2 protein-coding genes are annotated in these 16,916 nt (G+C 26.4%); both read left to right on the top strand.

Annotation, left to right across the window (positions count from 1 at the left end; genetic code table 4):
- The first annotated feature begins 88 nt into the window (after positions 1–88).
- Positions 89–6,643, top strand: coding sequence for an SGNH/GDSL hydrolase family protein (locus BCF59_RS01115; RefSeq protein WP_134110423.1), 6,555 nt, complete (start codon positions 89–91; stop codon positions 6,641–6,643).
- 197 nt (positions 6,644–6,840) lie between these two features.
- Positions 6,841–16,875 (top strand): SGNH/GDSL hydrolase family protein, encoded by a 10,035-nt coding sequence (locus BCF59_RS01110; RefSeq protein ID WP_134110421.1) that lies wholly within the window; start codon positions 6,841–6,843, stop codon positions 16,873–16,875.
- Positions 16,876–16,916: the final 41 nt, after the last annotated feature.

Raw genomic sequence — 16,916 nt, 5'->3', positions numbered from 1 at the left:
TAAAATGTGCTATTACCTTCTTTCCTTGATATTAAGGAAAGAAATGTTTTATATAGCATTTAATTATATATAACAAAAAAAGGAAATTATGAAGAAAAGTAAATTTGTATTTAGTAGTGGGCTTGCTATTTTAACAGCAGCATCAATTACCGCTGCTTGCGGTAGTCCGAAACCAACTAACAATTCTGAAAATCCAAAAAACACATTGCCGGAAAAGAAATTAGGAGGGCGCGTTAAATCTGAACATTTTATTCCTGTTAATCAAAAAATTCGTTATGTTGCAATTGGTGACTCAATTACTGAGGGTTTTGATGGAACATTATTAAAATCGTATCCAGGTAAAAAAGAAGCGGATGGAACTATTAAAGGGATTTCTTATCCTGCTTATTTAGCTCGTTTACTAAATCAAAATAACCGCGTTGAAGACTTTGAAAATTTTGCAGTTTCAGGTTCAAGAATTCTAGATTGACTTCGTTTGTTAAATATCCCGTATAAAAGTGCGATTGAATACGAAAATCATCAAGAAACAACCATCTTTAGTCAAAGACAAAAGGAAGATAAAAACTTTGTTGAGAAAGTTAAAACAAAATTGAAAGATGCTAATTTAGTTACCTTTTCTTTATCGGCTAATGATATGTTTTATTTATTCTTTCAATCAGGTTCAAAGGATGAATTAATTACTATTGTTAAAAAATATTTTACCAAACAAGCGATTGCTACTGATGTAGCAAGTTTTTTTGATAAACTACTTCAAGATGTTTTAAGAGAAACACAAAAGAGATTGCTAACCTTTATTTCAAATATTAAGCAACTTGCTCCAAAAGCAAATATTAATATCATTAGTTATCCCACTCCGATGTTTGGAATAGTAAATGTTCTTCGTGATTATATTAATAAATTATTAGACGGTAATTTCAATGTTTCACCTTTTGATTTTTTAGTTAACCAGTTAAATGACGGATTGCATCAAGTCGCTAAAAGAACTGGAATTAACTTTATTCAAGGTGTTAATGCAGATTATTGAAATCATAATGTTACAAAATTAAATTCACTATTCTTAGATATTCACCCAAATATCTTTGGTTATAAAAAGCTTGCAATGGATATTTATTTAAAACTTACTAATCAATCCTTAAAGGTTGCTGACTATAAAAATTATGATTTTAGTCAAAAATTTTTAGATGTAGATGCAGATAGTGCAAAATATGAAATTGAGGTAAGCGAGCCTGCAACAGAAATTTTAGGTGCAAGCACAGATGCATATTTAAACACTAGAACAGACGAAGAATCAATAATTGCAGCAGAAAGAAATGTAAATAATTTTGATGATAGAATAGTGGATTTAGCTAAAGGGTTTTTAGTAGGATTTAAAGTTAATTTTAGTTTTCTAACAACCAATACAGTTTATAATCTCTTAGATCCGGATCATTTATTAATAAATTTATTAAACACAAAATTAGACAGTGGGAAATATGGTAAAGATTCAATTATTGATGTACTTTTAAATGCAAAAATTATTAATAACATTATTGAAAAGGCCGAAAGTCATTTAAATAATTTATGAGATCGCAAAGAGCTAACCTTAGATAAGGTTTCAACGGTTTTAAAAGATGCTGTTTTTAACGATGAAAATCTAGCGCTTTTAATTTCATCAATAGCACAAAGTGAATTAGTCGCTCAACATAAAGATGAACTAGCAGTTGCACTTAAAACGATTTTCAAAAATGTATTAGTAGTTTTTAAAGATAAAATCAATGAAACTATAATAAATTATTTTTCAGATATTTTTGAAAAATATAATCTTGCAAAAAGTGATTTATTAGAATTAAGTAATGCTGTTTTAACATCGCAAAATTTATCAAATTTAATTAATTTATTAGTAGATTCATTTATCTTAAAACCACAAAACTTTAAAAATGTTAAGAATTTACAAGATATTATGAACGCATTATTTAAAGATGATGCAACTAACCAAAAAATAATCACTAATATTCATCAACTTTTTATTTCTATTTTAGTAAATCCGAAACTTAAAAAAATAACTAGTCAGTTAATTTATAATTTTTTAAAAGAAAGCAAACTTGATAAGAATATATCAAATACTCAAGTAGAAAGTATTGTTGGCGATTCTTTAAACTTAATTCAAGATATCAATAATGAATTTAAAGTATTTGATGATATTACATTAGGTGTTTTAACACATCTTAAAACTATTAATGATTTTAAATTACCAGCTATTTTTAATAGCATTTTAAATCAAGTATATAATAAATTTTTTAACACCGGTGATTCAACCACTTTATTTTATATTGTTAAAAAAATAGTACAATCGAACTTATTCACTAGACATAAAGATTTTGCCAAGCAAATAGTTAAAAATGTTTTAGATGCTCAAAATTTATCATTAATTTCTGAACGTTTAGGTTTATTTATTACTTCAACTGAATCAATTAGTCAATATATTTCAAAAGATGGTTTGAGAAAGCTTATTGAACTAATCTTTAAACAACCTGAAATCTTACAATTATTAGAATCTACTATAGATGCAGTAATTGACAATTCTAGTTTATGAGATAGTGTTAATAATTTTAATGATTTAATACTAGAAGTTTTAAAACGAATTCCATATGATGAATCAAAACCACAAATCAAGCAAGTTTTTGCTCGCATAATTAATGATGCTACATTCACTGAAGTATTAAAAGAATTTTTAAATACTACTTTAAATAGTTTTGGTTTAGATATTCGGAATGAAGCAAATGCAAAATTTATCAATGATTTAGTGACATATATATCAGCTTGATTAACTGAATCAAATTTTAGTGATGAAATTATCGATATCATTGGTGATGTTTTAAATATCGCAAAAAATTCAAGTGTTCCGCTTAATGAACTTGCAAAAATTTCAACTAAAATCAGCAATGCTTTAAACGATAAATTATCAAATTTTACTGTGGGAGAATTTAAAGAATTTATTCAACAGCCTTGAATAACAGAAAATATAAATGCTGCAGCACTCACTATTAAAGTTATTATTAAAGGACTCGTTAAACGTGGCACTTTAAAAATTTCATCAATTAATAATTGATTAACTTCTAATACTACTGCTAAATATGTAGATGCAACGGAAGTAACACCATTAATACAAAACATCTTACAAACTGATTTGGGTATTGAATTAGTAGAAAAAACAGTTAGATTACTTCTTTTGAATCCTAATTTATTAGACAAGTTAAATGAGCCTCGTGGATTGTTGAACATTTTATTTGCAAATGCAGACTTTAAAGCTATTTTAACTAACTACTTAAAACCACTTTTATTACCAGAAATCCAAGCAAAACATCTACCAAAAACAGTTGCGAAATTAATTATAGAGTTCTCAAAAAGACATAACTATCAAATCCAAGATAATTACTTACCTCTATTAGAATCTTTATATCCAAGTTTAGTTGATTTATTAGATCAAATGCATAACTTTCCCGAAGTTATAGATGCTATAATTAAAGGGATAACTACTTCGAATAACGTAGACGAAATTGCAAGAAATATCTTCAAAGAAATTGCTCAAGTAGTTAATTTTGGAGACTATGGTTTTTGAAAGAAAGTTTTTGCCACTGATTTTATTTCACAACATAAAGCAGAATTAAAAACGCTTCTTTTACAACTTTTTAATACATTAAAACCCAAGATCTTTCCTAATGTTTTAGAAGCAGCTTTACCTGAAAATTTACATAATGCTAATAAAGCACAACTCAAAGAACTTATCACAACAATTTTAACTAATAACGAATTTAATGCCTTATTAGAAGCGTTGCTAGGATTTATTTTAGATCACAACAAACAATTTGCTAATGCTAATACATTTACTGATGCTTTAAATCTTGTCTTAAAAGACGCCGAATTTATTAATACAAATAAAACACATATTATTACTCTTTTAAATACTTTAAAAAATAATGCAATATTCATTAATTTGTTAAAATCACTAGCAATTGCTAAATTAGATAGTTCATCATTTTCATATTTATTTGAAGGTATAACTAATAAAACAGAACTTATTAATAATATAATTGATTTTATAATTACCCAATTTGATGGTTTAAAAGTTTTTGAAACTTTTGTTACAATGTTGCAAACATATGCAACTACAGAGAGCAATGATTTAAATAAATTATCAACATTGTTTACTAATGGCATTTTAAGTGATTTATTTGCTAAGTTATATCAATCGACTGATTTTAAGACCTTATTAGGTAAAGTCTTTGTTAAACAAATTAATAAAACCGAATATGCAAATATCTTTAACGAAATTTCGTCAGAGAAACGTGATAAAGCCGGTGAATTAGTTGTTGATGCTTTTGGTGTAATAGATCAAACCTTACATTTATCAAGTGTATTTATTGATGAAATAATTAAACAACTAAGTTCCCAAGAAAGCAATTTTGATATTAACGTTGTACTTAATAAATGAGTTGAACTTATCAAGCAATTTGCTGCATCACCTGATTTTGAAGAAAAATTATTAAAATTATTAAACTCAATATTAGCATTACCTGATTTAGCAGATCAAACTAATAAAGAAGTTTTTATTAAGTTAGTTGAAAATAGTGTTGGTGCTTTAATAACAAATGTAGATTTTGGAAGCATTTTATGAAATATTTTTGGAAATTCGCTTCAAAATCTTACATCTAAAAACTCAATCACACAACAACAATTTACTACGGTTATCAATGCCGCATTAAAGGCAGGTAGGCTAAAAGATGTTTTAGTTAAGATCTTAAAATATTACATTAATAATAAAGATACTTTTGCTCATTCAAAATCTATTTTAGATATAATTAAAAAATATTTAGAAGTTGATGAAAATAAAACTGAATTTAAAAATGCTATAAAATCAGTGTTTACAACTGCTTTTGCAAGACCAGAATTTAAAAACGCCATAAAAACAATTGTTGATGACGTATTTGCTTATCTAAATTTAACTAAGACAGAGGATATTCAAAGTTTTATAACCGCAATTACTGATGACTTTGGCGGTCTGCTTGATCGTATTGGGGTCTTTGATTCAATATTAAACGTGCTTGTTGATGCGGTTAAAAATAGTAGTGATTTAGCTTCATTTGTAACTTATTTAAATACTAATGCGAAAACAAGTTTAAACTTATTTCAATTTAATTTGTTTAAAAAAGTACTTAACGATCAAGTTATTACTCAACATAAATCTGGTGTTAAAGCATTGTTGCAAGGACTAGTAACTAATTTATTAAACGACGAACAAAAAATTAAAGATTTTCTAGACAGAATTAATTTAAATGGATTGTTATTAGGCGCAACAAGTTTAAGCGATCCTGAATTTATCAATGATTCCCTTGTTTCAGTGTTTAAAAATCAAAATATTCGCGACTTAATTAACTTAATTTTTGCTGATTTAGTAGATCGTGCAGATGTATATAATCAAAACAATGATTGATTAAGTGCAATTAACACACTATTTAAGTCGGAGAATGCACCACAATTTAAAACTAAATTTTTAGCTTGATTAAAAGATACTTTAAGTAATCCGGATCAAAAACTATCACGAGGTTTAGCACAATTGCTTCTTGTAAAACTTAATGATGCTGGATTTGCATTAACTGAGCAAGATGATTTAACACTTTTAAGTGACATCTTAGAAAAATTACTTAAAACACTCGCAAAAAGACCCGAATTAGATAATATGATAAATCATATTTATGATAACATACGTGGAATTGATTTTAGTAAAAATTCAGATCCAAATCAAATTAAGCGCGCCATTTTAGATGGTACTCTATATATGATTTTAACAGATGATAAAAAGAACATTTCATTATCTAAATTAGTAGGACAAAAAGATTTAGCGAAGAGTTTGATTGATTCGATTGGTGATAATAATTTTATAACATTTATTAATAGACTTTTTGAAACAAGTAATCGCGTTAATAAAATGGGAATTTATGCATTCATTGATAATTTTACTAAAGCACCTGATTCTAACACACAACAGAAGTCAAATAACTCAAATGATTCATATGGCGTTGATTCTAATGGTATAATATCGTTTGCAGATGGTATGTCTCAATTATTCTCAGTAATTTTGGAACCTGCATTTAGAAATATGATTCTTAAACAATCTAAAAATGAACAAGATTATGTTACCAATCATAAAAATACACCAGAATATAAATTCTTATTTAGATTATCTACATTAATCTTATGATGAATCCACGATGGAGCCGGAGTGACTGGTATCAAATATTGAAATTCTTCTGGTTATGATGTACAAGGTTATTACAATCAAGGTCTAAGATATGCATATGCTAAAGCTAAAGAATATTATAAAGATCAATTTAATTCATTAACTTCACAACAAAAATTTGCTATAGGAGCAAAATCCACAACAGATGACACCCAATATAATGATGAGTATATAATTGGAAAAAAATCTACTGGCTGATTTGGTGCAAATAATAATTCAGCAACATATTATGATCAAAATTTAATTCTTGCTTATATTTATTATAATAATCGTGGTCAACAAAAGGATTATCATACTAATAAGACAATGAAAGAAGTTTTAATTGAAGCCATAGAAACCGGTTACTTAGGTGATAAACCAAAATAATATTTTTAAATAAAGAGATCATAAAATATAACTTATGTTCTCTTTTTAAATTGTTTATTTTCTTAATTTAATTCCCTAAAAATTCTTTATATAACTTATTTACCTATGTCGCAGCAAAATAAGTAATTTTGCTTATAAAAAAATATGATATTATATATCATTATTACATTAAAAATGTAATAATGGAGGTATAGAATATGAAAAAAAATAAATTTGTAATTACTACAACACTGGCTTTATTAACAGCGGCAACTATTAGCGTTGCGTGTAAAGCGCCAGGCTCATCAGAAGAGTTAAAAAAAGGTGGTGAAGATATTTATGAGAAAAATCTACCACCAACTAATAGTCATCAAGTCTCTTTACCAAGTAAATTTGTACAACCACCTGATAGTAAAACACTTTATGATTCAATATTCTCAAAACCAAAACAACCCATCCAAACACCAAAAAGAGTTAAATCTGCTAATTTTATTAGTTTAAACGATCAAATTAAATACGTTGCAATTGGTGATTCTATTACTGAAGGTTTTGATGGTTCTTTACCAAGATCATATCCAGGAAAATTAGAAGCAGATGGAAGTATTTCGGGTGTTTCGTATCCTGCATATCTTGCTCGTTTATTAAATCAAAAACATCGCGTTAGTGCTTTTGATAATTTTGCTGTATCTGGATCACGTTTAATTGATTGAATTAAGTTATTAGATATTCCTTTTACTGAAACAAACCCAAGTTTAAAAGATAGTGTTGATTTAGGTATTTTTGGCGATAACTACCAACAAAAAGCAGCAAAAATTAAAGCAAAATTGCGTGATGCGAATCTGGTAACATTCACTTTATCTGCTAATGATATTTTATTTTTATTAATTAAAGAAGTAACAAAGCAAGATGTAACAACCATCTTGCAAAAATTTTTAAAGAATAAAGCAATTGCTGGTGATGTTCTTGTTTTTGTTAATAAATTATTTAATAATGCGTTAAGAGAAACACAAAAAAGATTACTAACTTTTGTTTCTAATTTAAGAAATTTAGCTCCAAAGGCAAACATAAACTTTATTAACTACCCTACACCGATGTTAGGTATAGCAAATATTGTTAAAGAATATATAAGTAAGCTAATTGGCCAAGAACTAGAAATTTCACCCTTTGAAATCTTAATTAATATTTTAAACAATGGAATTAAAGAAGTTGCTGAAAGATCAGGAATTAATTATGTTAATGTGGTTAATGAAACTTACTGAAATTCACATACAGCAAAATTAACCAGCTTGTTTTTTGATATCCACCCAAATACTTATGGATACAAAAAAATGGCAATGGATTTATATTTAAAAATAACAAATCCATCTTTATCTGTTAAAGACTATGCAAATTATGATTTTACACAAGAATATTTGGATTCTGATGCTAAAACCGCTAACTACCAAATTGAAGTCGATACTTCTCGTAAGGATTTGTTTGGATCTTCAAGTGACATTTACTTAGATAATAAACGTGATTTTGAACTTGATGTTGATGATCAAAGAAATGTAGCAAATTTTGGAAATCGTATTGCGGAACTAACTCAAACATTTTTATATGCTGCCAAGGAAATTATTCATTACTTAACCAATAATGCAATTTATCATCAATTAGATCCACAAGGTTTATTGGCTAACTTATTAAATTCACAACTCGACAGTGGTAAAAAAGCTGATGATTCGGTTGTAGAAAGCTTGATTAAAGCACATACTCTACAAAATATTTTATATCAGCTTGAAACTAATTTATCTGTTTTAAGAACTCGCAACGAATTAACATTAGAACGTGTAATGGTTGAATTGAAAAATTCAATTTTAAATATTGATAACATTGCATTATTATTATCGACTCTAGCAAATAGCGAATTAATGCAAACCCGTAAGAATGAATTAAATATAGCAATTAAAACTATTGCTAATAATGCTCTAAAAGTTTTTTCAAAAAATATTAATGCAGCAATTATTGATGGACTTTCTGCTTCATTAAAAAAATATAACATAAGTAGCGAAAACATAGCAGAAATAGGAAATTCTATTTGAAATTCGAAACATCTTAAAGTAATCATTGATTTATTGGTTGATTCATTTACCTTGCATCCTGAAAACTTTACTAATGCAACAACTATGCGCGATTTTTTTACAAGCTTATTTGGAAGTGAAGAAGTTAATAATCAATTAGCAGAGCATATTGTTGGAATTTTATTAGAAGTTTTAAAAAATAAGCAATTACAACAATTAGCAGCAGAATCTCTCTATAACTTTTTAAATGTAGAAGGTTTTGCAAAAGATATAACTCAACAACAAATTAGCGACGCGATCGCTGACTTGTTGCAATTAGTTTCGGATGTTAATGATAAATATCAATTGTTTGACAAACTTACAAAAGGATTTTTAAATAATATTCAAATATTTGGCCTTTCAAATATTCCTGATTTAATTGAAAGAAGTTTTCAATCAGTTATCATTGATCAAGATAATCAAAATATAGATAAGTCATTAATCTTAGAGTTAATAAAAACACTAGTTAACCCAGATTTACTTAGTAAACATAAACCTTTAATTAAGCAACTACTTAAAAATTCTTTAGACAGCAATAATATTTTAAAAATTGCAAAAGCAATTGCTCAATCATTGCAAGAAACTTCGCTAAATAAATATCTTTCAAAAGATACAATAGAGAAATTTCTTTTAGTTGTTTTTAAACAGCCCCAAATGCATAATATTTTAACTTCAGGTATTGAAGCAATTATTGATAACTCATCAAAGTTAGCAAATGCTAAAGATTTTAACGACTTATTAGTTCAAGCGCTCACCTTATTCCCACTTAATGAACTCAAGTCACAACTTTTAGAATTAGTTAATAATGTCTTAAATGATCCAATTACACCAGAGATTATTCAAAACGTTCTAACAAATTCATTAAGCTCACTGCATTTTGATGTTAAAGATGCTCAAAATGCTAAATTTATAACAGATTTTTCGAATCAAATTTTACCTTGAATTAAAGAACAAAATTTAGTTGAGCCAATATTGGATGCCATTGTTAATCAGCTTAATATGGCTAAAACTTCTGATAATCCATTACAAGTATTACAAAACATCCCAAACAAGATTGTTGAAGTATTTAAAGATAAATTTGCAGTTGATACTATTACAAAAATAAAATCTATTTTAAACTTACCATTTTTACATGAAAACGCCGAAGCAGCAAGTAAAGTAGCAAAAATTCTTATTGATACACTAATTAAAAAAGGTGTTGTGGTTAATGCAATTAGCACACCATTACAAAATCTTTTAGAAAGTCAGAAAGTTAATAAATTTGTTGATAAAGATGAGATTTTCACTGCCGTTCTAGCGATTATTAATTCAGAACAAGGATCTCAAATTCTCTCTGATTCACTTTTAGTTTTTATTAAAAATCCTAATTTATTAGATCATATTAATAATACAAAAGAATTTATCAATCTTTTATTTCAAAATGCTGATTTCAAAGCGATATTGCAAAATGACGTTAAACCATTACTACAAGAGCTAATAAATAAACAAAGTTTTGCAAAAACTTTTGCTAAATTAATCAAATATTTAGCAAACGAAAATTCTTATCAAATTGATGAAAAATATCAAGTAATCTTAGAAAATATTTATCCTTCATTATTACAAACACTCAAACAAAACAATGTTTTACAGCCACTAATTGAAGCTACATTTGAGGTATTAAATAATAATACTAATATTGATACTTTGGCTAACGAGTTATTAACTAAACTTACTAAAGTAATTAATTTTACCGATTTAAATTTATATAAAACATTATTAACTACCCCTTTATTTAATGAAAATAAAGAATTACTAAAACAAATGTTGCTAAGTTTATTTAATACTTTTAAAGATCAACATTTATCAGCAATTTTAGATAGTTTATTACCACAACAAATTTTAACTGCTAGTAAAGAAGAAGTTAAATCCTTGATTTTAAAATTTGCTAATAAACAAGAATTTATAAATTTATTTAATTCAATTTCTACATTCATAATAGATCATAATCAGAATCTAGCAAATACCTCAAATTTAACTGAATTAATCAATGTATTCTTAAAAGATCAGAATTTAATTAAATCTAATCAAAATAACATAACAAATTTAATCAATGACTTAAAAGCTGATGCAACTTTTAAAAAATTATTGAAAGAAATTTTATTATCTAATTTAAATTTAAATTCTGTTTCTTGAATATTTACTAACACCACCAATAAAGATGCCCTAATTTCAGATTTAATTGATTATGTACTTACAGCGTTAGATAGCTTTAATGTTATTTCACATCTTTTTGAAGCAATTTCAGAATATACAAACAGTAACAGTAACAATCCATTAGACATCATTACTATTTTTATGCAAAAAATTTCAGTGGAATTCACTACTGACAAATTACAAAGTAAAACCATTGAATTACTAAAAAAATTACCAAATAATTTTATTAGTAAACATAAATCTGATTTAAAACAGATTTTAGATAATATTTATGAACACTATAAAACAGATGAACACCTAGGAAGTAAATTAATTAGTATTTTACCTTTAAATATTTTAAATACAGTGCATCAATACGCTAGTGATGATTTAATTGATAAGATAGTTTATGCATTATTAAACACCCAATCATTGAAGACTTTATTTACTAATTTAGTTAGTGATGCCTTAGATAATATTAGTGATTTTAAAAACATTCAAACTTTTGAGCAATTGTTAAAAACTTTATTAGCAACAATTAATAAAGATACTTTACAAGCCAATTTAACAAAATTAGTAGAAAGCATTTTTGCAAACAATGAATTATTGACAGATTTAGCTGATGTTCTCGCTAAGTTTATTAAAACCAGTTATCCAAGCTTTTATAGTACACAAACAAAAGATTTCTTGGCTACATTTTTACCTGAAGTTTATGACTGAATTAAGGAATTAGGAATCGATGAAGTAGTTTATCAAGCAGTTAAAAACTTAGTCTCTATAAATGATTCTGAAAACATTAATCAAAAACTAAACGAAGTTAAAAATTCCCTAACAACTAATTTAACAACAAAATTAATTCAAAATATCACAACTTTAATTAAAAAGATTTATGCTTCTAATGCATTTGCTTCACATAAAGATTATCTAAAACAAGTTATAAATAACTTATTTAACTTATTATTAAATAATATTGAATCATTTAAAGATAGCATTAATACAAAATTAGTGGAATTAGGTATTATTTCTGAACAACATAAACTAACTGAAACACAACTTCAACAATTTGTAACCTTAATTCAACGCATCAATAATTTAGATTCAAATAACACTTTAATATCTAAATTGTTAGATATCCCATCTTCTAAAATTGAAAGTGTAAATACTCAAGGTGACTTGATTAATGTATTTTTACAACACTTATTAGAAAGCCTTAATTTAAATGATTTTGCTTTTGCTAAAACTATTTTAACTTCTGATTTTATTAATAATTCTGATTTATTGAAGGATATCGCAAGCAAACTAATTCAAAAGTATATTGTTAAGGAAAACACTGATAAATGGATTGCACAATTAAATCTAAGTAAAGCTGAAGCAGACTTAGGATTTAATTCTGGTGAGCTCACTCAAATCTTACAAGAAGTGCTTTCTAAACCAGAAGCTAACGAAATTTTACAAGCAGTAGCAAAAAAAGTATTTGATAATATTACAACAGTAAAGAATGCCGATTCATATAATTCGTTAATTAAATCAATCTTAAATATTAATGGGCTCAAAGAAGAGATTAAACCAAAATTCGTTACTTTAATTAAACAACTACTTACTTCGTCAAATGTTACAGATAAATTAAAACATCTAATTAAATCATTCTTTAATAACCCAACTGTTGCTGAATATTTAGCAGGAGTAAAAGATACCGACGCACTAGCCAATAACATTATCGGTTTATATGATATTATAGACAAACAATTGAATCTTAGTGAGTTAGTTTTTGAAGCGGCCTACGAAGGAATGCTTCAAAATGGAGTTAACTTAAATACAAAAAATATTTTTAATTCAATTGTAACAGGATTTAAACAAAGATTAAATCAAGGTTCAGGCCAAGAAGCAAATGTTATACAATTGGTTAAAAATATTATTAAATCTGGCTTGTTTGCAAACAATAAAAATGATTTATTAACTATTATTACAAATGTAATCAATAAGTTTGTTGACGGCAGTTTTGTAGATGGAATAATTAATTCGTTATCTGAGAGTACTAAAGCAGAATTAGCACAATATATCCCAATTGATTCTTTCAAAAATATTGCGAAAGTAATGCTTAAAAATAGTCACTTCATCAGCTTATTAAAATCAACTATCTTAAAAATGATTGAACATATCAATGAATTTGATACAGTTAATTCATATATTGGAATGTTCAAGAAGGTCTTTAACATTATTTCGTTAGAAGAAGTTAAAACAAATGTTAAAGGTATTGTTGATGATCTATTAACCAATTCAGAAGTTAATAATGCATTATATGTTATAGTTAAAAGGTTATTAAAAGCTAATGGGGTTAATGTTGATGTAAATTCAACTGATAACTTTATTCATTCGTTTATTAATAATTTAAATGATATTTTACAACGTGTTGATTTACTAAATCCGTTGATAGAAACCACTTTTAATAAACTCAAAGAGGCTCTAAGTGCCGATGATAATCAAGTGGCAGCCAAACTACAACAACTGCCAAAGGCTCTTTTAGATTTAATTGAACAAAAAGTTATTAATCAACCCAAAACGTTTGTGGATTCATTACTTTCGAGTGATCAAATTACGCAAAATAAAACCGAATTTATTTCTATAGTAACTCAGTTATTAAAACATCTTAAAACATCGTCTTTGATAACTAATACAATCAATACTTCTGTGGATAATTTATCATTAGGTGATGTCTCTAACTTTATAAGCAAGACTGACATTAAAAAGCTTATTGATTTATTGATAAAAGATGAATTTAGTAACCAAACAATTGATGTTATTATTCCGAAATTATTAAATAATACTGATTGACTAAATAATCTTAACAATCCATTTATTTTAATTAAAAACTTGTTATCTAATTCAGAAATTGCTACATTCTTAAAAAATAATCCTGAAGCATTTTTAACTAGAATGTTTAATAATGCAGACTTTGCGAATATTACACTTTCTATAATCGATAAAGTTTTAATACACTTTAAGCTTTATTTAAATGGTATTAATAAAGTTGCATTATTTAAAGATTTATTAAGTCAAATTATTCCTTTACTTAAGCAAATTAATGTATATCAACCATTAGTTAATCTAGTTGTTGATTCATTTCAAACTACTGATTCATTTGAAACTTATGCTGCGAAATTGAAAGTGGAAATACCAAAATTATTTAACTTTAACTTTAGTGTATTGAGTTCTATATTAAATCATTTATCAATTCTTTCAAATCATAAAACAACTACAATCGAAATTCTCAATAGACTTTATAGTCAAATTACAAATAATGATACATTCTTAGATAAAATTTTGAGTTTACTAATTAATTCAAATGTGTTGAATACTACAAGTTTAGACTTGACTTTATTAAAGAATGTAGTTAAAACGGTTTTAAAAGACAGTGAAGTTAAATCTAATTTAAATTCTATTTTGGAAAATCTTTTAAGTAGATATAACAATATTAAAGATGCAGATAGTTATTCATCATTAATTCAAAAAATCTTTAATGATGATAGCTTGCAAACTCAATTAAAAGCATTATTACATAATATGTTAACTAAAATTATTAATAATAATGATTTTAATACTTTAGTTGCCAAATTTGTGGTTGCAAAACTTGAAAACAGTGAATATAATCAAATATTTAAATCAATTAATGAAAAAGAAAAAGCAGTTAAACTTTTATTAGATGTAGCAAAGGTAGTGGACAAACAAATTCCGCTATCACAAACATTTATTAATGAATCCTTGCATCAATTAGCACAAAACGGATCGAATTATAACTTAAGTGATGTTTTAAATAAACTTTTATCTGCACTGAAAGATTTTCTTTCAAGTGAAAATTACGAAAGTAAAGTTCTTGCATTGCTAAATCAAATTGCATCTTTAGATACAATTAGTCAAAACCGTGAGTTATTCAACCATTTAGTTGAAAATATTGCGCAAATTCTAATTAACAAAATAGATTTTGGTACACCAGTTTGAGGTGCTTTAGGCGATTATTATCAAAATTATATTAGCAATAACTTTATTAACCGTGAACAATTTGTAGCTTTAATCAATACTACGTTAAAAGTAGATTCGCTAAAATCTGTTATTACAGATATTGTTCGTTATTATGTTGATCATAAAAATCAATTTAGTAATTCACATACCTTTTTAGACATCTATAAAAATTATTTAAAAGATAATGGCAATCAAACTAAATTTAAAACTTCGATTAAAAAAGTACTTTCAGATGGATTCTCATCAAACGCAACTATAGAATCGGTAAAATCAATTATTAATAAATCAATAACATTTCTAAATGTTAATGTAACTAATGAAATTTCTACATTTATTAATGCCTTAGCAACTGATTTTGGTAATTTCTTAAACCGATTACAAATTTTTGACAATGTAGCTAACGCTTTAGTTTCAACAGTTTTAGAAGCAAATAGTTTTAATGACTTTAAGTCTAAAGTTGGAAGTAAAATTATTGCTGGGCTCAACTTTACTGATTATGGGTTCTTTAAAAAATTAATCAATGATACTGTTATTTCTCAACACAAGACAGGAGTTAAAAGTTTAATTAAACAACTTGTAACTAACTTATTAAATAACCGTCAGAAAACAGCTCAAGTTATCAAGGATCTGAATGTTGCTAAGTTAATAGTTGACAATGGGGTTTTAAAAGATCGCGATTTTATTAATGACGCAATTATTTTGGCACTCAATGATAGAAACATTGGAGATATAATCAACTTAATAATAGAAGATGCAGTAGACAATGCACAATCATATGAAAAGGCTGATAATTGATGGGGTGCAATCAATATTTTGTTTAAATCCTCACATACCCAACAATTTAAAGAAAAACTTACCAATTGAGTTAAGAAAATCTTTAGTTCTCCAGATCCAAAATTTGCCCAAGGTGTTGCACAAATTTTTATAGCTAAATTAAAACAATCAGGTTATGCATTTAGTGAGGAACATGACTTAAGTTTAATTACTGGCGTTTTATCTACAGTAATGCATGTTTTATCTGGTCGTAACGAATTGGAGCAAATAATTAGTCATATTTATGATAATATTAAAGCAATTGATTTTAATAAAAATAGAGATTTAAAACAAGTAAATAAAGCGATCATAGATGGGTTCTTATATATGTTTTTATCTAATGATCGCAGTACAATTGAATTAGGTAAAATTGTTCGTCAGAAAGAATTCTTTAGAGCAATTGTTAATGGTATCGGTGATTATCAATATATAAAATTGTTAAATCGCTTCTTTGAAGTTAGTGATTTAACAAAACGAACTGGAATTTATAAATTTATTGAATCATTTTCATCACCTACTAAAAATAATTCAGGGGCAAACGATGGATCAAATAATCAATCATATAAATTTTCAATAGGTGGAAATTTAATTTCAATTCTACAAAATGCTAATGAATTGCAATATTTCTTATCAACTTTCTTCTCACCTATTTTTAGAATGATGATTGTTAGATCTGCGACAGATCAACAAAACCAAAAATATAATTATTCAGCAAGCAAAATGATGCTTAAAGAAAGTCAAGAGTATAAATTAATGTATCGTTTAAGTGCTTTATTCCTTTGATATATTAAAGAAGGTGCCGGAGTATCAGGCTTCAACTTTTGAAATGCTACTGGTTTAGAAGTTGAGGGTTATTTTGTGGGTGGTTTAGAGCAAGCATATAATGATGCAAAAGCATGACATGCAAGTCTATGAAAAAAATTAAATAGAAATCAAAAAATGGCTCTTGGTTCAAAAGGCAATGGAGGCGATTCATATAATAGAGAATATATTACAGGAAATCGTTCTAGCTGAACTACTCGCTATAATTATTGATCAGACCAACTTCTTGCTTATGTATATTATTCTGAAAAAGGTTCAGGAAAAGACAGATTTACAAACAAAACAATGAAGCAGGTTCTTTTAGAATCAATTCAGCGAGGATACTTAAATTAGAAAAAATCAAAAAAGGCAGAATTTCTGTCTTTTTTTGATTC

This window comes from Mycoplasmopsis mustelae, from assembly GCF_004365095.1.
Taxonomy (GTDB): Bacteria; Bacillota_I; Bacilli_A; order Mycoplasmatales; family Metamycoplasmataceae; genus Mycoplasmopsis; species Mycoplasmopsis mustelae.
This window is presented reverse-complemented; position numbering and strand designations above follow the sequence as displayed.